General features: G+C 62.2%; 28 protein-coding genes, 1 tRNA gene and 1 pseudogene. 7 read left to right on the top strand and 23 right to left on the bottom strand.

All coding sequences use genetic code 11. From position 1 onward, the window contains the following. Positions 1–1,141: pseudogene (locus IEX61_RS09490) on the top strand (IS1182 family transposase); the annotation flags it as partial. A 129-nt stretch (positions 1,142–1,270) separates the two neighbouring features. On the opposite strand, the gene IEX61_RS09485 reads toward IEX61_RS09490, so the two are convergent. The 6 genes from IEX61_RS09485 to pdhA form a co-directional block, all read right to left on the bottom strand. Next, positions 1,271–2,548 carry an MFS transporter gene (locus IEX61_RS09485; protein WP_054670855.1) on the bottom strand — a complete coding sequence of 426 codons (1,278 nt, stop codon included), beginning with the start codon at positions 2,546–2,548 and terminating at the stop codon, positions 1,271–1,273. 87 nt (positions 2,549–2,635) lie between these two features. Next, positions 2,636–2,881 (bottom strand): hypothetical protein, encoded by a 246-nt coding sequence (locus IEX61_RS09480; RefSeq protein ID WP_188817768.1) that lies wholly within the window; start codon positions 2,879–2,881, stop codon positions 2,636–2,638. Positions 2,882–3,639: 758 nt separating this feature from the next. Beyond that, complete coding sequence (gene lpdA / locus IEX61_RS09475; RefSeq protein ID WP_054670858.1) at positions 3,640–5,052, bottom strand: dihydrolipoyl dehydrogenase; 1,413 nt, start codon at positions 5,050–5,052, stop codon at positions 3,640–3,642. 2 nt (positions 5,053–5,054) lie between these two features. Beyond that, the gene (locus IEX61_RS09470; RefSeq protein ID WP_188817766.1) at positions 5,055–6,413 is read right to left on the bottom strand and encodes a dihydrolipoamide acetyltransferase family protein; all 1,359 of its coding nucleotides are present in this window, start codon (positions 6,411–6,413) and stop codon (positions 5,055–5,057) included. Between the two features lie 39 nt (positions 6,414–6,452). Continuing rightward, the gene (locus IEX61_RS09465; RefSeq protein ID WP_054670609.1) at positions 6,453–7,433 is read right to left on the bottom strand and encodes an alpha-ketoacid dehydrogenase subunit beta; all 981 of its coding nucleotides are present in this window, start codon (positions 7,431–7,433) and stop codon (positions 6,453–6,455) included. A 3-nt stretch (positions 7,434–7,436) separates the two neighbouring features. Further along, positions 7,437–8,519, bottom strand: a complete 1,083-nt coding sequence (gene pdhA, locus IEX61_RS09460; RefSeq protein WP_054670606.1) for a pyruvate dehydrogenase (acetyl-transferring) E1 component subunit alpha — start codon at positions 8,517–8,519, stop codon at positions 7,437–7,439. Between the two features lie 174 nt (positions 8,520–8,693). Here pdhA and lipB point away from each other — a divergent pair, with 174 nt between their 5' ends. Together lipB and IEX61_RS09450 are read left to right on the top strand one after the other, a co-directional pair. Then, a complete protein-coding gene (lipB, locus tag IEX61_RS09455) occupies positions 8,694–9,443 on the top strand; it encodes a lipoyl(octanoyl) transferase LipB (protein WP_229725820.1) in 750 nt (249 codons plus the stop codon). Positions 9,444–9,458: 15 nt separating this feature from the next. Continuing rightward, entirely contained in the window at positions 9,459–10,199 is a 741-nt protein-coding gene (locus IEX61_RS09450; protein WP_054670603.1) for an alpha/beta hydrolase, read from the top strand. A gap of 138 nt (positions 10,200–10,337) precedes the next feature. Here the strand turns inward: IEX61_RS09450 and IEX61_RS09445 are convergent, their stop codons facing one another. Next, positions 10,338–10,655 (bottom strand): YbjQ family protein, encoded by a 318-nt coding sequence (locus IEX61_RS09445; protein ID WP_188817764.1) that lies wholly within the window; start codon positions 10,653–10,655, stop codon positions 10,338–10,340. Between the two features lie 159 nt (positions 10,656–10,814). Continuing rightward, complete coding sequence (locus IEX61_RS12520; RefSeq protein ID WP_373288440.1) at positions 10,815–11,288, bottom strand: YhcN/YlaJ family sporulation lipoprotein; 474 nt, start codon at positions 11,286–11,288, stop codon at positions 10,815–10,817. A gap of 66 nt (positions 11,289–11,354) precedes the next feature. On the opposite strand from IEX61_RS12520, the gene IEX61_RS09440 reads away from it, so the two are divergent. Beyond that, positions 11,355–12,065 carry a cytochrome c biogenesis CcdA family protein gene (locus IEX61_RS09440; protein ID WP_054670612.1) on the top strand — a complete coding sequence of 237 codons (711 nt, stop codon included), beginning with the start codon at positions 11,355–11,357 and terminating at the stop codon, positions 12,063–12,065. Here IEX61_RS09440 and IEX61_RS09435 read toward each other — a convergent pair whose 3' ends face one another. The 11 genes from IEX61_RS09435 to IEX61_RS09390 all read right to left on the bottom strand — a co-directional run bounded on the left by IEX61_RS09435 (position 12,066) and on the right by IEX61_RS09390 (position 17,980). Further along, positions 12,066–12,623 carry a hypothetical protein gene (locus IEX61_RS09435; RefSeq protein ID WP_054670598.1) on the bottom strand — a complete coding sequence of 186 codons (558 nt, stop codon included), beginning with the start codon at positions 12,621–12,623 and terminating at the stop codon, positions 12,066–12,068. 167 nt (positions 12,624–12,790) lie between these two features. Further along, complete coding sequence (locus IEX61_RS09430) at positions 12,791–13,057, bottom strand: YkuS family protein (RefSeq protein ID WP_054670596.1); 267 nt, start codon at positions 13,055–13,057, stop codon at positions 12,791–12,793. A 34-nt stretch (positions 13,058–13,091) separates the two neighbouring features. Continuing rightward, positions 13,092–13,256 carry a YqzE family protein gene (locus IEX61_RS09425; RefSeq protein ID WP_083462929.1) on the bottom strand — a complete coding sequence of 55 codons (165 nt, stop codon included), beginning with the start codon at positions 13,254–13,256 and terminating at the stop codon, positions 13,092–13,094. 21 nt (positions 13,257–13,277) lie between these two features. Next, positions 13,278–13,817, bottom strand: a complete 540-nt coding sequence (locus IEX61_RS09420) for a shikimate kinase (protein ID WP_054670593.1) — start codon at positions 13,815–13,817, stop codon at positions 13,278–13,280. 8 nt (positions 13,818–13,825) lie between these two features. Continuing rightward, on the bottom strand, positions 13,826–14,251 hold the full coding sequence (locus IEX61_RS09415) for a hypothetical protein (protein ID WP_188817762.1): 426 nt from the start codon (positions 14,249–14,251) through the stop codon (positions 13,826–13,828). Next, on the bottom strand, positions 14,226–14,660 hold the full coding sequence (locus tag IEX61_RS12515) for a ComGF family competence protein (protein WP_229725818.1): 435 nt from the start codon (positions 14,658–14,660) through the stop codon (positions 14,226–14,228). Before IEX61_RS12515 ends, IEX61_RS09415 begins: the two co-directional genes overlap by 26 nt. Then, positions 14,660–15,013 carry a hypothetical protein gene (locus tag IEX61_RS12510; RefSeq protein WP_229725817.1) on the bottom strand — a complete coding sequence of 118 codons (354 nt, stop codon included), beginning with the start codon at positions 15,011–15,013 and terminating at the stop codon, positions 14,660–14,662. The genes IEX61_RS12515 and IEX61_RS12510 overlap by 1 nt, the downstream gene beginning before the upstream one ends. A 10-nt stretch (positions 15,014–15,023) precedes the next feature. After that, positions 15,024–15,470 (bottom strand): GspH/FimT family pseudopilin, encoded by a 447-nt coding sequence (locus IEX61_RS09405; protein ID WP_188817758.1) that lies wholly within the window; start codon positions 15,468–15,470, stop codon positions 15,024–15,026. A 13-nt stretch (positions 15,471–15,483) separates the two neighbouring features. Further along, entirely contained in the window at positions 15,484–15,822 is a 339-nt protein-coding gene (locus IEX61_RS09400; protein ID WP_172673675.1) for a competence type IV pilus major pilin ComGC, read from the bottom strand. A 21-nt stretch (positions 15,823–15,843) separates the two neighbouring features. Continuing rightward, positions 15,844–16,887, bottom strand: a complete 1,044-nt coding sequence (locus tag IEX61_RS09395; protein ID WP_188817756.1) for a type II secretion system F family protein — start codon at positions 16,885–16,887, stop codon at positions 15,844–15,846. Beyond that, the gene (locus tag IEX61_RS09390) at positions 16,865–17,980 is read right to left on the bottom strand and encodes a GspE/PulE family protein (RefSeq protein WP_229725816.1); all 1,116 of its coding nucleotides are present in this window, start codon (positions 17,978–17,980) and stop codon (positions 16,865–16,867) included. The genes IEX61_RS09395 and IEX61_RS09390 overlap by 23 nt, the downstream gene beginning before the upstream one ends. A 143-nt stretch (positions 17,981–18,123) precedes the next feature. Here IEX61_RS09390 and IEX61_RS09385 point away from each other — a divergent pair. The 3 genes from IEX61_RS09385 (at position 18,124) to IEX61_RS09375 (ending at position 18,980) form a co-directional block, all read left to right on the top strand. After that, positions 18,124–18,197, top strand: a tRNA-Gln gene (locus IEX61_RS09385). Positions 18,198–18,284: 87 nt separating this feature from the next. After that, positions 18,285–18,683, top strand: coding sequence for a DUF7147 family protein (locus IEX61_RS09380; RefSeq protein WP_054672162.1), 399 nt, complete (start codon positions 18,285–18,287; stop codon positions 18,681–18,683). An 81-nt stretch (positions 18,684–18,764) separates the two neighbouring features. Next, positions 18,765–18,980 (top strand): MerR family transcriptional regulator, encoded by a 216-nt coding sequence (locus tag IEX61_RS09375; protein ID WP_054672159.1) that lies wholly within the window; start codon positions 18,765–18,767, stop codon positions 18,978–18,980. A gap of 88 nt (positions 18,981–19,068) precedes the next feature. Here IEX61_RS09375 and IEX61_RS09370 read toward each other — a convergent pair whose 3' ends face one another. The 4 genes from IEX61_RS09370 to IEX61_RS09355 all read right to left on the bottom strand — a co-directional run bounded on the left by IEX61_RS09370 (position 19,069) and on the right by IEX61_RS09355 (position 21,111). Next, complete coding sequence (locus IEX61_RS09370; protein ID WP_054672157.1) at positions 19,069–19,347, bottom strand: YlbG family protein; 279 nt, start codon at positions 19,345–19,347, stop codon at positions 19,069–19,071. 80 nt (positions 19,348–19,427) lie between these two features. Then, entirely contained in the window at positions 19,428–19,874 is a 447-nt protein-coding gene (locus IEX61_RS09365; RefSeq protein WP_172673568.1) for a YlbF/YmcA family competence regulator, read from the bottom strand. A 99-nt stretch (positions 19,875–19,973) separates the two neighbouring features. Continuing rightward, positions 19,974–20,366, bottom strand: coding sequence for a hypothetical protein (locus IEX61_RS09360; RefSeq protein ID WP_188817752.1), 393 nt, complete (start codon positions 20,364–20,366; stop codon positions 19,974–19,976). Between the two features lie 85 nt (positions 20,367–20,451). After that, a complete protein-coding gene (locus IEX61_RS09355; RefSeq protein WP_054672151.1) occupies positions 20,452–21,111 on the bottom strand; it encodes a thermonuclease family protein in 660 nt (219 codons plus the stop codon). Positions 21,112–21,229 lie beyond the last annotated feature (118 nt).

The raw sequence follows: 21,229 nt of genomic DNA, 5'->3' as shown, positions 1-21,229 counted from the left end.
CATCCAGTATCTGTTCGGCATCCGTTCCATGCGTCAAACCATCAAGGAAATCGAAACCAATCTCGCCTACCGGTGGTTTTTGGGATACGATCTCACCCAGCCCATTCCCCATTTCACGACGTTTGGAAAAAACTATGTCCGCCGATTCAAGGGTACCGACCTGTTTGAAAGGATCTTCACGCGCATTCTCGAAGAAGCCTGCCATCACGGGCTGGTCGACCCTTCCGTGCTGTATATTGATTCCACCCATGTCAAAGCCAATGCCAACAAGAGAAAATTCATCAAGCGGCTCGTTCAGGAAGAAGGAAAGAAATATCAAGAACTTCTGGAAGAGGAAATCAACCAAGACCGCGTATCGCACGGGAAAAAGCCGTTGCCAAAAAAGTCTAAAGCCGTCTGGAAGGAGGTGAAAAAAAGCACCACCGATCCGGACAGCGGCTGGTTTGTCAAAAACGAAAAGGAACAGACGTTCGCTTACTCCTTCCATGCAGCCAGCGACCAAAACGGCTTTGTCGTCAGTGCCGTCGTCACGGCCGCCAATGTTCATGACAGTCAGGTCTTCCCGGATGTGTTCGAGCAAGCCGTCAAGCACGTCGGAAAACCCAGCGCTGTCGCGGTGGATGCGGGGTATAAAACGCCCTATATCAGCAAGTACCTCTTGGACCAACAGGTCCGTCCGGTCATGCCGTATACCCGTCCCCACACAAAAGACGGAAGGTATCGAAAGCAGGATTACGTGTACGATGAGTACTACGATTGCTATCTTTGTCCTGCCGGACAAGTCCTTACCTACGAAACCACGACCCGTGAGGGTTACCGAATCTACCGTTCCGATGCCACCACATGTCGCTCTTGTCCGTTCCGCTCCCAGTGCCCAGAAAGCCATGACGCGGTTAAGCGCATAAGCCGCCATATCTGGGCCCATTACATGGAGGAAGTGGAGCACCTGCGCCATACAGAAGTGAATAAACGCCTATATGCACGCCGAAAGGAAACGATTGAGCGTGTGTTTGCGGATCTCAAGGAGAAGCATGGCTTGCGTTGGACCACGTTGCGTGGGTTGGAAAAAGTGACAATGCAGGCGATGCTTGTTTTTGCTTGTATGAATTTGAAGAAACTAGCAAATTGGTTATGGAGGTTAGGAAAAACAGGGCGCCATGCCCTTCATTTCGGTATCCTTTTTGTTCTCAGACGACAAGAAAACTCCCTCGGCTGCGTTGGCACCGAGGGAGTTTGTCTGCAGTCTGAAACGGGGGAAAACCCCCGTTTTTTAATTCAAAGAGCTATCTTTGGTTTCACGGACGGAAACGATGGAAAGAAGCGAAATGAGGGAGGTCAAAACCAGATAAATGGCAATGGGAATCCAGCTGTTAAATGTTCCTAAAAGCGCTGTGGCGATGAAAGGAGCGGTTCCACCAGCTACTGCAGCACCAATTTGGTAACCCAGCGTCGCGCCCGTATACCGAACTTGTGTGCTAAAGATTTCGGAATAGAGCGTTCCGAGAACCGCCGTAACCGGTGTCCACAAGATCCCTAAACCAATGATTGTGGCCAATATCAGAAGTAGATCCGATTTTCCGTGAATCATCCAGAAATACGGGAAAGCAAAAAGGATAATTCCGATTGTTCCAGCGATATAAAGCGGTTTTCGGCCGATTCGATCTCCTAGAATCCCCATATAAGGAATCAAAATGGCTGTCACCAGCGAGGCAATGGCAACGGCATTGAGTGCTGTGCTTTTGCTATAGCCTTGCAGGGTTGCATAACTTACAACAAATGTTCCAAAGATGTAGAACGGAGCGGTTTCTACAACTTTTAAGCCAACAGAGATGAGCGTCTCTTTCCAATAATTGCAAAGGGTTTCCAGAATCGGAATGCGTACCACTTTTCCTTGTTCCTGGGCTTCTTTAAAGATCGGACTTTCATCAATGCCCTTGCGGAGCCAGAGGCCAAGAAGCACCAGGACAATGCTGAGGATAAACGGTACACGCCATCCCCAGCTTAGAAATTGCTCTTCTGTCGTCACCATGCTCATGACGGACAAGGAGAATGTACCCAGGAGCAGACCGATGGGAATTCCCATTTGGGGAACACTTCCGAAAAAGGCACGGCGTTTTCCTTCGGCATGTTCAACGGCAATGAGCAGCGCGCCGCCCCATTCACCGCCAATGCCAAATCCCTGAATGATGCGGAGGATGATGAGCAGGATGGGTGCCCAAATACCGATTTGTTCGTACGTGGGAAGGAGTCCGATCAAAACGGTTGAACAGCCCATCAGCATGAGTGTCATGACAAGCGTTTTCTTTCGGCCAATGCGATCCCCAATGTGAGCAAAGAGAATGCCACCTAACGGTCGAAAGACAAAGGTGAGCGCGAGGGTGAGATATGACGCCATAAGCGCAACAAGCGGATCCATGCTTTTGGGAAAGAACAGTTGGTTAAACACAAGACCAGCAGCCGTGCTGTACAAAAAGTAGTCGAACCATTCAATGGAGTTCCCGACAAGACTGGCCATCAACACTCTTCGGCGCTGTTTTTGATCGGACATCAGAATCCCTCCTAAATGAAAGCGCTTTCTACCAACTTTTTCGACAAATTCTTTTGCTTTTACTGTCACAAATTTGTAAAAAATAAACTAAAATTTTTTAAAATGCACTATTTTCTCATTTTCGTCCACAAGCCCGTGTTTCGCCTGCAGCTGACGGATCCACTGTAAGAACACCTCAAACCCCTCAAGTCGGTTGTCAAAGATCAACGGTTCGCCAAGGATGTGCCCACGCCAGTTAATCGCACGTGCCACGTGTTTCTGGGACGCGATATCAACGGCTACGATGAGCGTGGAATCGTTAATGGTGGCAAGCTTGCGATTTTGTGCTATCATAGGGGTACTACCTCCTGATTTTCGTGGTGGCGGGTGCTTCTTCTGACACCACCACGATATCAGGAGGTTTTCATTTGCTCAAACCCCCGCATGTTTCATTACAGGAATGCTCTTGAAGCGAGTCACACGAATGCAACGTGGGACTTTGGGGCCGATTTCGGCAAGCGCATGATCGCTTTCAATCCTCTTGAAGCGAGTCACACGAATGCAACGCAATTTTTTTGATGTCTTGAGGCAGGGCAGGCGTCTTTCAATCCTCTTGAAGCGAGTCACACGAATGCAACGTCACAGACAATATACCCCATAACCTTCTACCCTTCTTTCAATCCTCTTGAAGCGAGTCACACGAATGCAACGTACATCGTCGTCGACGGCTTCCACCGGAACCGCGTCTTTCAATCCTCTTGAAGCGAGTCACACGAATGCAACGGCCACCCAACTGCGATACGCATCGCCGTTGCAACTTTCAATCCTCTTGAAGCGAGTCACACGAATGCAACCCGAGTGCCTCAGGAGCCAAGAATCCTTGTCCTGTCTGGGATTTTACCACACGCTTATTCCTTTTACCAACGATTTTTTTCGAAAATCGCCGCTTTGCACGAAAACAAGGGGGCAGCCACGAAAAAGTGAAAAGAAGCGAAAGAACACCGGTTAACTATTTGAATATTCATTCCATTTAACCGTGAAATGAAACCACAGCCATCAAAAATACGCAAGCCAGCCTTGCCGCATCAGCAAGACCGGCTTGTGGCTGCGCGTCACTTCGTCAGCACGTGGATGCCGTGGCCCAGGGCCACCTCGGCCGCTTCCATCATCGTCTCGCCGAGGGTCGGATGGGCGTGGATGGTGAGGGCGATGTCCTCCAGCGTCGCCCCCATCTCGACCGCTAGCGCCGCCTCGGCGATGAGGTCCGACGCCTCGGGGCCGACGATCTGCACCCCGAGCACCGTGCCCGTCTCCTTGTCGGCGACCACCTTGACGAACCCTTCGGCCTCGAGGAGCGACAGGGCGCGGCCGTTCGCCGCGAAGGGAAACTTGCCCACGGCCACCTCGTAGCCCTGTTCCTTGGCTTCGGCCTCGGTGAGGCCCACGGCGGCAATTTCCGGATCGGAGAAGACCACCGACGGGATCGCCGTGTAATCGACTTCGCTGGGCAGGCCGGCGATCGCCTCGGCCGCTACCTTCCCTTCGTAGGAGGCCTTGTGGGCCAGGGCCGGGCCGGCCACAACATCGCCGATGGCGAAGATGTGCGGCACCTTCGTGCGGCCCTGCCGGTCAACCGGGATCAAGCCGCGCTCGTCGACGGCAATGCCGATGGCCTCGAGGCCCAGCTCGTCGGTGTTCGGACGGCGCCCGACGGTGACGAGGACGTAGTCGGCCTCCAGCTTCTGCTCCTTGCCGCCGACCTCGACGGTGACGACGACGCCGTCCTCCTTCTCTTCGACGCCCTTGGCCAGGGCCTTCGTCAGCACCTTGACGCCGAGCTTCTTCAGCTTCCGCTCGACGTAGCGGACCAGCTCCTTGTCAAAGGCCGACAGGATCGAATCGAGGCCTTCGACGATCGTCACCTGGGACCCGAACTTGGCGTAGGCCGTGCCGAGCTCGACGCCGATGTACCCGCCGCCGATGACGACGAGGCGCTTCGGCACCTCCTCGAGAGACAGCGCCTCCGTCGACGACAGGACGCGCTTGCCGAAGGGCAGGGCCTTCAGCTCCACCGGGCGCGACCCGGTGGCGATGATGCAGTGGTTGAAGCGGTAGCGGTTGGCCTCGTAGCCGTTGATGACGCGCACCTCGCGCTCGTTGACGAAGAGGGCTTCCCCTTTGATCACCTGGACCTTGTTCCCTTTCAGCAGGCTGGCCACGCCGCCGGTCAGCTTGTCCACCACGCTCTGCTTCCACGCCTGCACCTTGGCAAAGTCGAGGCGCACGTTGTCGGCGACGATGCCCATGTCACTCCCGCGCTTGACGCGCTCGTAGGTGCTCGCCGCGGAGATGAGCGCCTTCGAGGGGATGCAGCCGACGTTGAGGCAGACGCCGCCCAGCTTGTCCCGCTCCACCAGGGTGACGCTTTTGCCGAGCTGGGCCGCGCGGATGGCCGCCACGTACCCGCCCGGCCCGCCACCGATGACGAGAACGTCCGCTTCCAGGGTGAATTCTCCGACGACCATGATCACACCTCCAGAAGGAGCAGCTCCGGATCGTTCAGGAGCTGCTTGAGGGTGTTGACAAAGCGCTGGGCCAGCGCGCCGTCGATCAGGCGATGGTCAAAGCTGAGACACAGGGTCATCACCGGCGCGGCCACGATCTCGCCGTTCTTCACCACCGGCTTTTCGGTGATGCGGCCCGTGCCGAGGATGGCCACCTCCGGATGGTTGATGATCGGGGTGAAGTACATGCCGCCGGCGAAGCCGATGTTCGTGATCGTAAACGTGCTCCCCTTCAGCTCATGCGGGGCCAGCTTTCCTTCGCGCGCCCGCGTGGCCAGGTCACGCAGTTCCTGGGCCAGCGTCCAGATGTTCTTCCGGTCGGCATCGCGGATGACCGGCACGACGAGCCCGCGGTCGGTGTCGGTGGCAATGCCGATGTCGTAGTACTTCTTGTAGACGATTTCCTGCTTCTCGTCGTCGATGGAGGCGTTCAGCGCCGGGAACTGCTTGAGGGCGGCCACGGCCGCCTTGATGATGAACGGCATGTACGTCAGCTTGATGCCCTTCTCTTCGCCGATGGCCTTGGCCCGCTCCCGCAGCGCGACGAGTTTGGACACCTCCACCTCGTCCATCACCGTCACGTGCGGAGCGGTGTACATCGACTTGACCATGGCCTCGGCGATCACCTTGCGGATGCCCTTCAGCGGCACGCGCTCCTCGACACGCTCGCCCGGGGCGGCCGCCGCAGCGGGCTGAACGGACGGAGCCGGTTGGGCACCGGGCGCATGTTCGACCGGCGCCTCGGCCGCAACCTGCGGTTTTGCTGCAGGAGCTGCCGGTTCGGCTTGAGCCGCTTGGGCCCCGCCCTCGAGGTAGCGCAGGATGTCCTCCTTCGTCACGCGGCCGCCCGGACCGGTGCCCGGAACCAGACGGATGTCAACGCCCTTTTCACGGGCAAACTTGCGCACCGCCGGCGTGGCCAGCACGCGCTTGCGCCCGCCCGCTTCCGCCGCGGGAGCCGGCGCCGCTTCCGTTTGGGCTACCGCCTGGGCCACCTGCTGGCCGATGTCGCAGCCCGCTCCACCGGCCGCGTCCGCCTTTGGCGCCTCTTGGCCGGCGTCCGCCGCTTCCGGCGCGGCGCCTTCCGTCTCGAACACGACGAGGACGTCGCCGACGACGGCCACCGTACCCTCCGGCACCTTGATCTCCTTCACCTTGCCCGTCACCGGGCTGGGAATCTCGACGACGGCCTTGTCGTTCTGCACCTCGAGGATGACCTGGTCTTCCTCGACGGTGTCGCCTTCCTTGACGTGCCACTTGACGATCTCGCCTTCGTGAATCCCTTCCCCGATGTCCGGCAGCTTAAACTGGAACTCGGCCAAGCGGACTCCCTCCCATCGCCATGAAAGTCCTGTCCCATTTTAAAAGTCCAGCACCTTGTTGATGCCTTCCACCACGCGGGCCGGGTCGGGCAACCACGCGTCCTCAATGGCCGCAAACGGATACACCGTGTCCGGCGCCGTGACGCGCACCACCGGCGCTTCGAGGGACAAGAGCGCCTTCTCGTTGATCCGCGCGATCACCTCGGCGGCCACGCCAGCCTGTTTCTGGGCCTCCTGCACGACGACGGCGCGGCCCGTCTTCTCCACTGAGCGGATGATCGTCTCCTCGTCCAGCGGGTTGATCGTGCGCAGGTCGATCACTTCCACCTTCGCCCCGCGCGCCTTCTCGACTTCCTCGGCCGCCTTGAGGGCCGTGTGCACCATCGCGCCGTAGGCAATCACCGTCACGTCGGTCCCCTCGCGCACGACGCTGGCCTTGCCAATCGGAATCGTGTAGGCCTCCTCCGGCACCTCCTGGCGGAAGGAGCGGTACAGCTTCATGTGCTCGAGGAAGATGACCGGGTCGTTGTCACGGATGGCCGAAATGAGGAGTCCCTTGGCGTCGTACGGGTTGGACGGGATGACCACCTTCACCCCGGGCGTTTGCAGGAAGAGCCCCTCGAGGCTGTCGGCGTGCAGCTCCGGCGTCTTCACGCCGCCGCCGAAGGGGGACCGGAACACGATGGGCGCCTGGTACCGCCCGCCGGAACGGTAGCGCATCCGCGCCGCCTGCGAGGCGATGGCATCAAAACACTCAAACACAAAGCCGAAGAACTGGATCTCCGCCACCGGACGGAAGCCCTGCACGGCCAACCCAACGGCCAGCCCGGCAATGGCCGACTCGGCCAGCGGCGTATCAAAGACACGCTCTTCGCCAAATTGCTTCTGCAATCCTTCTGTGGCGCGGAACACCCCGCCGTTGACCCCGACGTCCTCGCCAAAGACCAGCACCGACGGGTCGCGCTCCAGCTCGAGGCGCAGCGCGTCGGTAATCGCCTGGATCATCGTCAGTTGCGCCATCCCTTATCGCCCCTCCCGTGCCGCAAACTCCGCCTTCTGCTCTTCCAGGTGCGGCGGCAGCGTCTCGTACATCGCGTCGATCAGGTCGGTCACCTTCTGCTTCGGCATCCACTCGTCGGCCTTCTTGATCGCGTCGGCCACCGCCTGTTTGGCCTCCTCGATCACGCGGTTTTCGTCCTCCTCGCTCCACAGCCCCTTCGCTTCGAGGAAGCGGCGGAAGCGGATGAGCGGGTCCTTCTGCTCCCACTCGCTAAACTCTTCGTTCGTGCGGTAGCGCGTCGGGTCGTCGCCGGCCATCGTGTGCGGGCCGTAGCGGTAGGTGAGCGCCTCGATGAGCGTCGCCCCTTCGCCGTTGCGGGCCCGTTCGGCGGCCTCCTTGGTCACCCGGTAGACGGCCAGCACGTCCATCCCGTCGACGCGCACGCCGCGGATGCCGGCGGCAACCGCCTTCTGCGCCAGCGTCGGCGTCGCCGTCTGCTTATGCAGGGGCACCGAAATGGCGTAGCGGTTGTTCTGACAGAAGAAGATGGCCGGAACGCGGTACACGCCCGCAAAGTTCATCCCTTCATAGAAGTCACCCTGCGAGGTGGCCCCGTCGCCGAAGTAGCAGATGGCCACGCGCTTTTCTCCGCGAAGCTTGAAAGCCATGGCCACGCCCACGGTCTGCGTGCACTGCGCCGCGATGATGATCTGCGGCATCAGCACGTGGACGTCTTCCGGAATCTGCCCCCCGTGAATGTGGCCGCGGGAATAGAGGAACGCTTGGTACAGCGGGAGGCCGTGCCACACCATCTGCGGGATGTCGCGGTAGCTCGGCAGGATGAAGTCGTCCTTGTTGAGGGCAAACTCGCTGCCGATCATCGACGCTTCCTGGCCGGCCACCGGCGCGTAGAACCCGAGGCGGCCCTGGCGGTTCAGGCTGATGGCCCGCTGGTCCCAGATGCGCGTGAACACCATCCGGCGCATCAGCTCGCGGAGCTGGTCGTCGGACAAGTCCGGCATCAGGTCGGGGTTGACCACCGTGCCATCCGGCGCCAGGATCTGCACCGTGTCAAACTCGGGACGCTCTTTCGTCGCCATGCTCATCGCCTTCACCCCTGAATGGAGATTCAATCTGTGTTATACAATACTTTTGAGCTGTTATGGTATAACACCGATCTCCGCCCGCCTTCGGAAACAGCATTTATTTTCTTAGCGCTCTCCACTATTATAAAAGGCGGTGTAAGCCATTTCAATAGCGCCCTGTATCAAAAACGGGACATGATCTGTTTCACCGAGGTGATGGCCATGTCGCCCCTTCACGTGGAAGACTGGGGATTGATGGATTACGAGGACGCGTGGGACCGCCAGAAACGCCTGATCGTCGAGCTGGACGAGGGACGCTCGCCCAACGTGCTCGCGCTCTTGGAACACCCGCACACCTACACCCTCGGCCGCGGCGGCACCTATGACCACCTGCTGGCCTCGCAAGACGAACTGGCCAAGCGCGGGATCCGCGTCTACGAGATCGACCGCGGCGGGGACATCACCTACCACGGGCCCGAGCAGCTCGTCGGCTATCCGCTGCTTCTTTTGTGCGGCCAGCGCGCCGACCCGCGCCGCTACCTGCGCGACCTGGAGGAGGTGCTCATCCGCGCCCTGGCCGATTTCGGCATCGCCGCCGGGCGCAAAGCGCCGTACACCGGCGTGTGGGTCGGCGACGAGAAAGTGGCCGCCATCGGAGTGAAGTTCACCCGCGCCCGTCGCCACAAAGGGTGCATCATTACCAGTCACGGGTTTGCCCTGAACGTCAACACCGATTTGCGGTATTTCAACCTCATTATTCCCTGCGGCATCCGCGAGTATGGCGTGACGTCCATGGAAAAGCTGCTGGGGAAACGGGTGCCGATGGCGGACGTGAAGGCCCGCGTCGTCCACCACTTTCGGGACGTCTTTTCCGGCGAAACAGAGGGCGATGCGGACAAGCCGGGCAAAGCAGAAGGACGGCCGGCCCCCGCGACCGAATCCTGACGAGGTGATCCCTTCGTGACCAACCCGTACCTGAAACGCACCATCCATCGCCACAACGTGGCCAGCCCGCACCTGGACCACGCGCGGGAATTCCTGGTCTACCTGCCGCCGGGCTACGACGAACGGCAAACGTACCCGGTGGTCTACTGCCAAGACGGACGCGAATTCTTCAACCTCGGGCGCATCGCCACGATCGCCAACAAGCTGATCCTCGATGAGGGGCTGGCGCCCATCCTCATCGTCGGCGTCACCGTCGACATCCAGCGACGCACGGCCGAGTACGCCCTCACCGGCGACCTGAACCCGGCCTACACGCGCTTTTTTGTGGATACGCTCGTTCCCTTTGTGGAGGCCCACTACCCCGCGCGCCGCCAGCCGCAGGCGCGCGTCTTGGCCGGCGACTCCCTCGGGGCCAGCGTCTCCCTCCAGCTGGCACTCGAGCATCCGACCCTGTTTCGCCGCGTGCTGTCCCTCTCCGGTGCCTTCTATCCGCAGCTCCAAGACCGCATCGCCGCATCCGGCGACCTCTCCGGCTACGACATCTTCATGTGCGTCGGCACGGAGGAAACGGCGGTGGAAACGCACATCGGACCGGTCGATTTTGTGGCCATCAACCGCCAGGCGCGGGACCTTCTCCGCCAAAAAGGCGCGTCCGTCACCTATCGCGAAGCCGCGGGCAAGCATGTGTGGGGCTTTTGGCAAACGATGCTCCCCGACGCCCTGCGCCACTTTTTTCTGACCAGCCGGATGAGCTAACCGCTGCCCGGGAGGCCAATCCGTGCCAAACCCGCCAGACAAAACCCCCTGCCGGACAAGCCGGAGGGGGTTTCGCGCTGACAGACAGCCTTTTCCGTCGTTCTCACACCATGCGACTCCCTGCCGATCCCGCTGCCGTCAATCGGCCAGTTTGACGGCTGTACCCGTGGCCACGACGATCATCATCCCGTCGCGCATCGTCTCAAAATCGAGATCAATGCCCACCACGGCGTCAGCTCCGAGTTGGCGGGCCCGTTCAGCCATCTCGTTCAAAGCCAGCTGTCGCCCTTCTGCCAACTTGCTTTCGTAAGCACCGCTACGACCACCGATGAAGTCGGTTATGCTGGCCAAAATGTCCCGCACCACATTCGCGCCCATAATGGTTTCGCCTGTTACAACACCAAGGTACTCCACAATCCGTTTGCCTTCCACGCTGGGCGTCGTGGTCAAAATCACGGGGGTTCCCTCCTTTTCCCTCGTTACCAAAACAATAGCGCAGGCATCGACGCCTGACAATCGGTTCTCCCCCTTTTTCCTATGCACCCCTCCGCCTAACCATGTTGACAACGGGGTGGCACCACGCCACCCCGTTTTGTGTCGCCAACGGCAACGTTCCTACCCCTTCATATCCTTGTTGATCTTTTCCACCTGCTGCTTGACTTGGCGAAAGCTCACCGCCCCGCGGTCGACTTTCGCCTTCAGCTTTTCCAGCTCCCAAAACAGCTTCTTGTCCGTCGTCACGTGGATCTCATGGCCGGGAAACGACGCCTTGAGCCGATGGTGGACGTCGCGGCGGATGGCCTTGAGGCGGAAGCGCTGAAACCCCGAGACCTTTGCCGCGATGCTGATTTGCCGGTCCATCACGACGGCCACCGCCTGGTCGACGCCCCGCACGCGTTTGGCGATTGCCTCGGCCCGTTCTGCGCCCCGTCGGTCAAAGGCCGGCTCCTGCGGCACCGTTTGGGCGGTCGCCTGGCCCTGCCCCTTCGTCGATGTGTTCTCGGGTTGGGCCTTGTCGTTGCATCCCACCAGCAGCAAGATGCTGACCGCAAGCAAAAGCAGGGTGCGCACCCCATCATCCCCCTTCATGGAACTGCCCCCAAGCAGGTGAACGAACTGTGCTATGATGGAAGTAAACGACGGGAGGTGAACCGGTTGCAAACGGACGTGACCCTGTTCCTGGCCTTCGGCGCGGGCTTTTTGTCGTTTCTCTCCCCGTGCTGCCTTCCGCTCTATCCGTCCTACCTGTCCTACATCACCGGCATTTCCGGCGCGCAGATCCGCGAAGACCTGGCGGTTTTCCGCCGTGGCGCCCTCCTGCACACGCTCTTTTTCATGCTCGGCTTTTCGGTGATCTTCTTTGCCCTCGGCCTGTCGGCAACGGCGCTTGGGAGCTTGTTTGCGCGCTACCAGGACCTGATTCGGCAACTCGGCGGCCTTCTGATCGTGGCGATGGGCCTCTTTCTGCTGGGCGTGCTCCCGCTTAAAGGGTTGTACCGGGAAAAACGCTGGGAACCCGCCAGGCGTTCGACCGGCTACGCGGGCTCCTTCCTCGTGGGCGTCTCCTTCGCCGCCGGGTGGACGCCCTGCATCGGGCCGATCTTGACCGCCATCTTGACGCTGTCGGCAGCCGAGCCCGCCAAAGGCGTGCCGCTCATCACGGCCTACATCGCCGGGTTCGCCGTTCCGTTCTTCATCATGTCCTTTTTCCTCGGGCGGCTGCGCGTGCTTGCGCGCATCAGCGAACCGCTGATGAAGGTGGGCGGCGCCGTCATGGTCGTGATGGGCATCCTCCTCTACACCAACCAGCTGTCGCGCATCACGATCTGGCTCATCGACCTGTACGGCGGGTTTACCGGCTTTTGATCATCCGGGCCCCATTCGCTCGCCGCGGTTGTCGTATTCCACTTCCGTTTGGAGCGGTATCCACCCTGTCTGCCACGTGTGGTGCAGCTCGTGAACGAGCACGCCGGCTTCATCCGCCGCGTCGACCAGTTCGGCGGCCAGTTCCGCATAGGGATCGCGACGCCGATCGAGCGGATCGACAAGGTTGCGCAGCAGCGAGGCCGCCAGCCCCAAGTTTTCCACCACCTCGTTCAGCCCGCTGTCGAGGACCTGGGCCTCCCGCGGGGCGAATCCCTCGGGTGGGCGCGCATCCGCCGGGTGCAGGGAAACGGGGTGGAAGCGCTCAAGCAGCGCCTCGCGCTTGGCGCGGGGCAAACGGTCCAATGTGGCGCATACCCGATCCATTTGCTCCCGACAGCGGGTCACCAGATCCGCCACCCGTGTCAGCGTCTCTTGCGCATCGGCGGCTTCCCCATCCGCGGGCAGCGGGGGAAGCACATGCAATTGGGCGCCAATGTCCCGCAACCGTTCGGCAAGCCGTTGGCAATCGTGGACAAATCGCTGGACGTGTTCGGTCATGGCCGTCGCTCCTCGGCAGGGCAAACTGGTACGCTTCTATCCCTTACTTTCCCCCGCCGTCCCCCGCATTATGTTGGGGTGGCGGGCGCGCCGTCTCCGCTCGCCGGTACCAAACAGCAAAGCCCCTGGGACGCTTTCCAGGGGCTTTTGGTTTGCGCCTATCCTTTTCACATCGCAGTTCCGCTTTCGTGCATGCGTCGGATGCGCTCCCGCACGGCTTGCACCACTTCTTCCGCCGTCAAGCCGTGGGCGTTGATGACCGACGCTTCGGTTTGCCGGTCCGCCATGCCCATCAAATTGGCGTCCTGGCCGGAAATGACAACGGCGTCCACCTGCTGCAGCAGGTCCTCCCGCAACGGAACAACCTCAAACCCACCTGCGCGCAACGCCTGTTCCACGTGGGTGAGGGTTTCTTCCACAGCCACTCGCGGCATAACGCGACACCTCCTTCACGCGCGCCGCCTGCCGTCAGCGGCGAATCAACATGCGCAGGGACAAGGGAATCATGCCGAACCAGCGAACGGTCCAGGGTTCCTTCACTTGACGCCGCCTGCGCCGCTCCTCGCGCGGCATCTCGAGGTATTGCACAAACCGTTGGGTGAGGAACTTGATCAGCTCCTGCACGACGTTCACCTGCCATCCGTACCGCTACGCCTAGTATGATCCGCCCGTCACCTGCGCATTCGTCCGGGCCCGATACAGATGGACGATCTCCGCCGCCACCTCCTGCGGCAAGCGGTTGTCCGTGGCGATGCGCACGTGGGCAAAATCGTACAGGCCGCGCCGCTCCCGGATCAGCTTGCGGATCTGCGCCTCCACATCGCCGGCCAACAGGGGACGGTGGCGGGACGCATCCCCCTGCAAGCGGCGGACGAGGGTTTCGGGCTCGGCCGCAAGCGCCACGACAAACTGACCGTCGCGAAGCAGCGCGACATTGTCCGGGCGCAGGACGACGCCCCCGCCCGTGGACACCACCTGGCCTTCCCCCTTCAGCACCTCGCGCAGCACCTCATGTTCCCATTGGCGGAACCCGGCTTCCCCCCGTTCGGCAAAGAGCTCGGCGATGGTGCGCCCGGTCACGGCCTCGATCCGCTCGTCGGTGTCCACATGGGGCCAGCCGAGGGCTTCGGCAACCAGTCGACCCACGGTGGACTTTCCGGTTCCGGTCATGCCGATGAGCACGACATTGCGCATGGACGTCCTCACTCCTCCCACGACAAGACGGCCCCGTCCACCTTGCGCAACCGGCACGTGACGCGATGGCGGAAATGGGGCGGAACCCATGCCTCGGCCCGTACGCGGAGGGTCGCCTCGTCCTCCTCGATCCGCCAGACGGTCACCTCCCCGTCGCCCACGGCGCGCGTGACCGGAAACGCCAGCCCGTCGGGCGAGGTGCGCACGGCCGCCTGTACGTACGCCACGCCGGATTCGGCGGCATACCGCGCCCGCCACGCGCCAATTGCGTTCGCCTGCGTGTGCAGCGCCGTCAGCACGCCGTCCAGGGTGGCCACCGCGGCCAGAACCGCCGTGCCCAGCAAGGCGAGCACGACAAGCAGCGCAACACCCGCTTCCCGACGCTTCTCGGCAGCGTTCGGGACGGTTTTACGGAGCCGTTTCGTTGGCGTCATTATACCACGGCCCTCCCAACACGCGCGTCTCGGTATGCCGCATGCCTCCCCGCGAAAGTTGCAGAGTAACGCGCACGCCGCCGGTCGCTTCCGCAAAGCGGACATTGGCAACGAATTGACAGAGAATGGTGTAGCCGCGACCGTTTACCGTGCGCACGATGCGCCCCGCGTCCAGCCGGTAGGTGATTTGCTGCCCGTCGTGGGTGTACAGGTCCAGGTGCTCTTCCGCCGGAACCGCCGCGCGGGCCCGCCGCAGTTCGGAAACGGCAAAGGCAAAAAAGCCGTTGGCTTCGGCGACCAGCGCCGCAACCTGCGCGGCGCGTTCCTCCTCTTGGCGCCACGCCCACACCACGGGGACGAGCATGCCGATCAGCACGGCCGTCACCGCCAGGGCCACAAGCAGTTCCATCAAGGTGAACCCGCGCTCGCCACGTCGCGGACAAGCGTAAGCGCCTGCGGCGTCCCGCGCGCGTCCCACGACACGGTCACCTCCAGTCGCCAGAGCCCTTCGGCCGCCTGCTGGCGGTGCAACGTCAACAAAAGCCGGTGTCCTTCGACGGTGACGATCCGGGTCTCGCCGGGAACCAGGTCCCCGCAACCGGCTTCGGTGGCCTGCTCCAGACAGGAAACCGCAACGGCCAAGGCGTGCTGCCGGGAAAAGAGTTTGGCCCGTCCATCGTGGACCGCCTCCCAGAAGGAAAACAAAACGAGAAGCAGGGTGACGGCCACCCCCATGGCGACGGCGCATTCGGTGAGCGTCATCCCGCCTTCGTCACGGCGCCAGGAGCTCCGCGCGCACACGGCCGCTCACCACCTGCAGGATGACGCGGGCGTAGGGGGTGCCGTCGGCCTCGATCCAGATGGATCCGCCCTGCTGGATGCGCCCGTCGGGTCCAAAACGAAGGACGCCGTTCGGAAAGTTGCTCGCAAGGCGGATGCCCGGCGGCGCGGCCCGCTCGCGCAGCCGCATCCCGCTGGCCAGCGCCACGGCATAGCCGGTCGGGCCCACGTGGACCGTCACCGCCTCTGCGCGGGCAAAGGCTTCGCTCTGCGCGCGCTGGAGATCGCCGACCACGGCACGGAGAAACGCCCGCCGTTCCGTCGCCGCCAGGGGCCCTTGCGCCGCCGGCAGGGCCACGCTGAGCACGATGCCCAGCACGGCGAGGGCCACCACCCATTCCAGCAAAGTGACGCCCCTTTCGTTGCCTGACTGAATCATGGGTCGTCCGCTCCTAGGATTCCTTTGCCTCGCCGTGATTGGGACACGTCACCGTCACCTCCTCTCCGTTGACCGTGACGGTGTACGCCGCATTGTCTTTGGGGCATCGGGGAACGCGCTGCAGGTACTTCTCCTGTACGAGGAGATCCAGGTTCTCCGGATACGTCCCCTTGTCCAGACGGTACTGTTCGAGCTGGCCGAAAAGCAGGCGCTGGTTGGCGTAACACGCTTTCGCCTGCGACCGTTCGGCGGCGCCCCGGAAATTGGGCAGGGCGATCATCAAGAGAACCCCGATCACAAAGAGGACGACCAGCATTTCCAGCAGCGAAAACCCGCGTTCGCGCTTTGCCATGCGCATTCCCTCCCGTTCCGCTCATAACTGATCCATCAGGTTGAACAGCGGCAAAAACAGCGTCAGGACGACGAGCAACAAAAGCGCCCCCGTTCCCAGCACGAGCAGCGGTTCAAGCAGGTGCACAGCGCGCTGGATCCGCCGCTTCCGTTCCGCATCCAGCGCCTCGGCCGCGCGCAAGAGGCAGCGGCCCAGCCGTCCCGTCGCCTCCCCATGCCAGGCGGCCTGCAGAAGAAGCGGCGGATAGTCGCCACCCTTCAAGGCGTCAACAAAGGAGGCGCCGGCGGTTACCGCCTCGGCCAGCCGGTTCACCTCCTTCCGCCAGATCTCGGAGGGGGCGCTGGATGCGCAAACCTCCAGCGCCCGGCGCAAGGGAACCCCGCTGTCCAGCAGCCGGCCCACATGAAAGGCCACAAAGCGCGCCCGCTCATCTCGCGCGAGGCGCGCGAGGACGGGCGCCCGCCACAGCAGGCGGGCCAGGCGTACGCGCAGGGTCTCAAGCCGTGCGGGAGCGGCGCGGCGAAGGATGAACGCGGCGCATCCCATGAGGGCGGCGCCCGCCGCCGCCAGCATCATCCCCTGCGCCAGGCCCTTGCCGAGCCAGAGCACCGTGCGGGTGGCCAGGGGAAGCGAGACGGCCATCGCGGCATACAATTCGGCGAAGCGGGGAAGGACGCCAAAGAGCAGAAAGGTCAGCGTCGCCGTCAACGTGAGGAGCACCACAAAGGGGTAGACCAACAGTTGCCGCAGGCGCTGGCGCAGCCGTACGCGGTCCCGGGCGTAGTCGGCGGCAACGCGAAGCGCACCCGGCAGTTCGCCGCTCTCCTCGCCGACGCGGATGAGGGCCACCACCGTCTCCGGCATCCCCGCGCGGGCCAGCGCGCTCGCCAACGAACGGCCCGCCTGCAAATCGGCGGACACGCGCATCAGGGCTTCGCGAAGGCGCGGAGACCGGCCCTGCGCAACGGTGGCCAATGCGGAAAGCAGCGGCACGCCGATGCCCAACAATTCCGACAGCGCTTCGCAGGTCTCCTCGACGTCCCTATCCGACCAGCTCGCGTTCATCCGCCCCCACCCCCAACGGCTCGTTGTTCCGTCTCCCCTCCCCGGTTGGTCGGCGGCGCAGCGCTTCGGACAACGTCGGCCAACCTTTGCGGCGCATCAGGTGGCGCAGCGCGCTTGGCTCCGGATGCTGACGGATCGCGTTTGCCACCTCCTCGTCCACGTCCAGCAGCTCAAACACGCCGGTCCGCCCGATCGACCCCACACCGCCGCATCGCGAGCAGGACACCGGCATCCGCTCGCTCCGCCGGCAAGAGCAGAGGCGGCGGACCAGCCGTTGGGCGATCACGCCCGACAGCGTCGCGGCCACCAAATGCGGCTCGACGCCCAAGTCAACAAGACGCGTCGCGGCACTGGGCGCATCGGCAGCGTGCACCGTGGCGAGGATCAAATGGCCGGTCAGGGCGGCGCGGACCGCGGTGGCCGCCGTCTCCGCATCGCGAATCTCGCCGACCAAAATGACATCGGGATCCTGGCGCAGCACGGCGCGAAGCCCGGCGGCAAAGGTCAGCCCGGCGCGCTCATTGATCTGCACCTGGTTAACGCCCGCCAGGCAGCATTCCACGGGATCTTCCAGCGTCACGATGTTTGTGGTCGGGCGGGCCAAACGGCGCACCATGGCGTAGAGGGTGGTGGTTTTCCCCGATCCGGTGGGACCTGTCACCAGGACCAGCCCTTCCATCCGCTCCAGCCACCGCTCCACCGTGGCGCGCTGCTCGGATGTCAGGCCCAAATCCTCCAGCGCAAAACGCTGCGCATGGCGGCCGAGCAGGCGGAGCACGGCCTTTTCGCCATAGAGGGTCGGCAGCGTGGAGACGCGTACGTCCACGGCGACGCCGTCGACGACGGTCGTGAACCGTCCATCCTGCGGCAGCCGCTTTTCGCCAATATCCATGCCGGCCCGCACCTTCAGCGCCGTCACGAGGGCGACGCCCGCCTCCTCGGAAACCTGCTCATAGGGGAACAGCAGCCCGTCGATGCGCAGCCGCAGCCGCCACCCATCGTTTTCCGGTTCCAAGTGCACATCGCTGGCCCGGTGTCGAACGGCTTGTCGAATCCACCGTTCCCATTGGGAAATCGTGTCCAATTCCCTCACCCTTTGTCAAAGGAATTGCAGCGATTCCCATTCGCGATTTGCATAGAAAAATCCTGCCGAACCATGAAAAAAATTTTTCGACATGTCTTTCACGGGCATCGACGCATGCGCACCGCCTGAACGGGACACCCTAAGCCTGTCGATGGAGAGTAGCCAAGGGGTAAGGCAACGGACTTTGACTCCGTGATCGCAGGTTCGAATCCTGCCTCTCCAGCCACGATGCGAAAAAACCAGCCGACACGCCGGCTGGTTTTTTCTGTTCGGGCATGGTAGCATGGGAGCAGGCGCGGAAAGGAGGAGCGGCATGATCCAAAAGGTGATCGAACTGGGCCCTGGTTTCTCCGATCTCTACGAGCTCATGACGCTCATCCGCACCAACCGACACCGCCTGCGCCACATCTTTCGCATCGAGAGCGAGATCGCCGATCACATCGCCGTGTCCTTTGCCGCCGCCTTCGACCCCGCCCCTCCTTCGTCCTTTCAACCCGTGTACCTGTGCCGGGAAGGCATTCGCGTCAAACCCGGAGAGACCAACCAGCGCATTGCCGCCATGGAGGCGTGCGCGCAGGAGTTGAACAGGCCGATCATCGTCCTGCGCACCAAGCCTTCCACGGCCTACGCCGATCCCCAGCAATACTACATGCACCTCATCGCCCTCCTGCGCTCCGGCCGGTACCTGCCCGAACCGCACAACTTCTGGTAAACCGAAGGGCGTCGCGCTTTGCTTTCCCGCACATAAGCCCCACGCCCGGAGCGGAACCTAACGGCAGAGGGGGCGAAAGCCATGCGAAAGGTGATCACGGTCCGGGAAGCCGCGCGACAGCTCAACGTTCCCGTCGAGACGGTACACAGTTGGATTGAACAAGGGCTCCTCTTGACCGACAAAAACGATCACATTCCGTGGGACGCGTTCGTGGAATGCCTGGAACGGCCCGAATTTCAAGACGCCATGCGCATTCTCAACCTCCAACTGCTGCATGCCGAAGACGCGACGGAGTAACCCCCGCGGCAAAGCGGGCAACGCGTCGCATCACCGATTCACAAACAGCCGCAAAAAACCCGCCTAACCGTCACGGGCTAGGCGGGTTTTACCTTTCGGCACCGCGGATGTCCGAGAACGCCTCCAGCGGCGTGCGCTTGGTCGGAAATTCAACCGGAAGCTCGTGGCGATGGGAACGCTCCACCTTGCGCACGAAGCGAAGGCGCTCGATCTGCCGCACGATCTCGTCGACGCGTTCCCCATCCACGTACAGCACGACATATTTCATCCGCTGCGAAACATAATGGATGTTGCCAAATTTCCGCAATCGAGGCGCGAACCGCGTGTGGTGCACCCACACCGCCAGACCGACACGTTTTGGAAACATACCGCCCCTCCCACCGTTCCCTCTGTAAAATCATACCACACAAGAGAGGAAACAGCAAGGTGCAGAACCGAAAGCCCCGGCTACGTCGCGCAACACCCGCCGGAGGCGCATCCGCTGGCGCAACCGCAAGACCCGCAACCCCAACCGGCAAAGGGGTTGTTTCCGGGAACCTTGATGCTGGGCGACACGGCATGGGCAAGGGTCTTGCTCACCGCGTAGAACAGCTCATCGAGGCGCGCTTCCGCCTCCCGAAAACGGGAGACCGTCTCCAGCTTGTCCAGTTCGCGCTTCAGCGCACGCGTTTCCTCGACCACCCGCCCATAGTCCGGGTGGTAACGACCGTAGCGCATCACGTCTTCGTACTCCCGCTTTTTCTCCTGAAAGCGCCGGATAAGCTCCTGCGCCCGCGCATCGCGCGCCAGCGCCGCTTTCCAGCGCACATACTCCTTCGCTTCCCGGGAGGCGAGAATCAATTCGCCCAGTTCGGTCGCTTCCCGAATCACATGCGCCATATCCAAGGAGGGCATGGGCCCACCTCCCGCCTCCATTGTACCACAGGGCAAAGGAAAAGCAGGAAGACAGGTGCTTCCGGTTCTGGCGCGGCGCAAAACGCGCGCGACGGGCGCTTATTTCACGGTCACGTCCAGCGTCTGCGCCACGCCGTACGGGGTGTGGTCGTGATGGGCCAGCTCCACTTTGATCCGATGGGTGCCCGGCGGCAAATCGGGCAGCACATACCGATGACCAAAAATCTTGGCCACCTTCCTCCCGTCGACGTACAAATGGGCGTGCCCTTCGCCGTACACGTTGTCCTGCCCCATTTTCGCCTGACTGAACCGGAAATGCTCCGTCTTCAGCTGCAGGATGAGGTCCCGACCCTGCATCTCGGCCGTCACCTCCAGCGTCGGCGTCGGGATGGCGGCCGGCTCGCCCGTCCCCTTTGTCAAGTTGAACAACACGAGCAGCGTGCCGATGGAAAAACAGGCGAACAGCACGAGCAGCCGTTGCCGTACGAGCATAACGGGAGCCTCCCTTATCCCGTTTTTTCCCCCATCAGTTTGAACGGCTGCCCGGCTGTCTATTCCTTGCCGGCCGCCCGCGCCGTTACCGTTCCTCCGTCCGCGCCGGACGAAAACCGGCATCCAAGGCCTCCCGCTCCGTGCGGAACCACGCTTCCGCCCGCACCTCGCCATAGTACCGGCTTCCAGGCAGATGGTACACCTTCTCCCCTCTGGCGTTGACGTTGCCTTTGATCAACCCGCGACCGTGACGGTCCACGTAGGGCCTGTCGATCTCGCGCGTCTGCCACAGGCCGCGTTTTTCGTCCCGCGCGCGCCGCTCGGCGGCCAGCAAGCGCTCCGCATAGCGCACATTGGGCGGGATCGTCATTTGCAGGGCGTACCCCTCGGCCAGAAGGCGCTCGTTGAGCATCGAGCCGTCGGGCAGATAGACGTAGGCGAGGAGCCGGCCGTACCGATCGCGCTCTTGGGCGTCGCGCTCGAGGCGGACCGTCTTTCCCTCCGCGAGACGGCGCACAAACGCCTTGGCCCGCTGGCTATAGGGCTGTCCCGGCCGTCCGTCCTTGGCGATCTCCGGCGCGTCCACGCCGATCAGCCGAACCGTCTCCCCACTTTCGAGCACGAGCGTGTCGCCGTCGATGACGCGTTCCACCACCGCCGTCGACGCCTCATCCGCCGCGCAGCCGCCCAGCCACACGGCCAACAGGATCAACGCCAATCCGCGCACAACGACCCCGAAAACCATCCCGCACACACCTCCCTCGGTTACAATAGCAAAATACCTGGCCAACGAGGAAACGCTCGCAATCGCTCAGCTAAAATCTAACCGAAGGGAGACTGGATCACTCACATCGAAATCTTAC

It is taken from the genome of Calditerricola satsumensis (assembly GCF_014646935.1).
GTDB lineage: Bacteria > Bacillota > Bacilli > Calditerricolales > Calditerricolaceae > Calditerricola > Calditerricola satsumensis.
This window is presented reverse-complemented; position numbering and strand designations above follow the sequence as displayed.

Coding starts and splice junctions, on each gene's coding strand:
- IEX61_RS09485 (WP_054670855.1), bottom strand. CDS start 2,548: ATGTCCGATCAAAAACAGCGCCGAAGAGTGTTGATGGCCAGTCTTGTC.
- IEX61_RS09480 (WP_188817768.1), bottom strand. CDS start 2,881: ATGATAGCACAAAATCGCAAGCTTGCCACCATTAACGATTCCACGCTC.
- lpdA (WP_054670858.1), bottom strand. CDS start 5,052: ATGGTCGTCGGAGAATTCACCCTGGAAGCGGACGTTCTCGTCATCGGT.
- IEX61_RS09465 (WP_054670609.1), bottom strand. CDS start 7,433: ATGGCGCAACTGACGATGATCCAGGCGATTACCGACGCGCTGCGCCTC.
- pdhA (WP_054670606.1), bottom strand. CDS start 8,519: ATGAGCATGGCGACGAAAGAGCGTCCCGAGTTTGACACGGTGCAGATC.
- lipB (WP_229725820.1), top strand. CDS start 8,694: ATGATCTGTTTCACCGAGGTGATGGCCATGTCGCCCCTTCACGTGGAA.
- IEX61_RS12520 (WP_373288440.1), bottom strand. CDS start 11,288: ATGAAGGGGGATGATGGGGTGCGCACCCTGCTTTTGCTTGCGGTCAGC.
- IEX61_RS09435 (WP_054670598.1), bottom strand. CDS start 12,623: ATGACCGAACACGTCCAGCGATTTGTCCACGATTGCCAACGGCTTGCC.
- IEX61_RS09430 (WP_054670596.1), bottom strand. CDS start 13,057: ATGCCGCGAGTGGCTGTGGAAGAAACCCTCACCCACGTGGAACAGGCG.
- IEX61_RS09420 (WP_054670593.1), bottom strand. CDS start 13,817: ATGCGCAATGTCGTGCTCATCGGCATGACCGGAACCGGAAAGTCCACC.
- IEX61_RS09415 (WP_188817762.1), bottom strand. CDS start 14,251: ATGACGCCAACGAAACGGCTCCGTAAAACCGTCCCGAACGCTGCCGAG.
- IEX61_RS12515 (WP_229725818.1), bottom strand. CDS start 14,660: ATGGAACTGCTTGTGGCCCTGGCGGTGACGGCCGTGCTGATCGGCATG.
- IEX61_RS12510 (WP_229725817.1), bottom strand. CDS start 15,013: ATGACGCTCACCGAATGCGCCGTCGCCATGGGGGTGGCCGTCACCCTG.
- IEX61_RS09405 (WP_188817758.1), bottom strand. CDS start 15,470: ATGATTCAGTCAGGCAACGAAAGGGGCGTCACTTTGCTGGAATGGGTG.
- IEX61_RS09400 (WP_172673675.1), bottom strand. CDS start 15,822: ATGGCAAAGCGCGAACGCGGGTTTTCGCTGCTGGAAATGCTGGTCGTC.
- IEX61_RS09395 (WP_188817756.1), bottom strand. CDS start 16,887: ATGAACGCGAGCTGGTCGGATAGGGACGTCGAGGAGACCTGCGAAGCG.
- IEX61_RS09380 (WP_054672162.1), top strand. CDS start 18,285: ATGATCCAAAAGGTGATCGAACTGGGCCCTGGTTTCTCCGATCTCTAC.
- IEX61_RS09375 (WP_054672159.1), top strand. CDS start 18,765: ATGCGAAAGGTGATCACGGTCCGGGAAGCCGCGCGACAGCTCAACGTT.
- IEX61_RS09370 (WP_054672157.1), bottom strand. CDS start 19,347: ATGTTTCCAAAACGTGTCGGTCTGGCGGTGTGGGTGCACCACACGCGG.
- IEX61_RS09365 (WP_172673568.1), bottom strand. CDS start 19,874: ATGCCCTCCTTGGATATGGCGCATGTGATTCGGGAAGCGACCGAACTG.
- IEX61_RS09360 (WP_188817752.1), bottom strand. CDS start 20,366: ATGCTCGTACGGCAACGGCTGCTCGTGCTGTTCGCCTGTTTTTCCATC.
- IEX61_RS09355 (WP_054672151.1), bottom strand. CDS start 21,111: ATGGTTTTCGGGGTCGTTGTGCGCGGATTGGCGTTGATCCTGTTGGCC.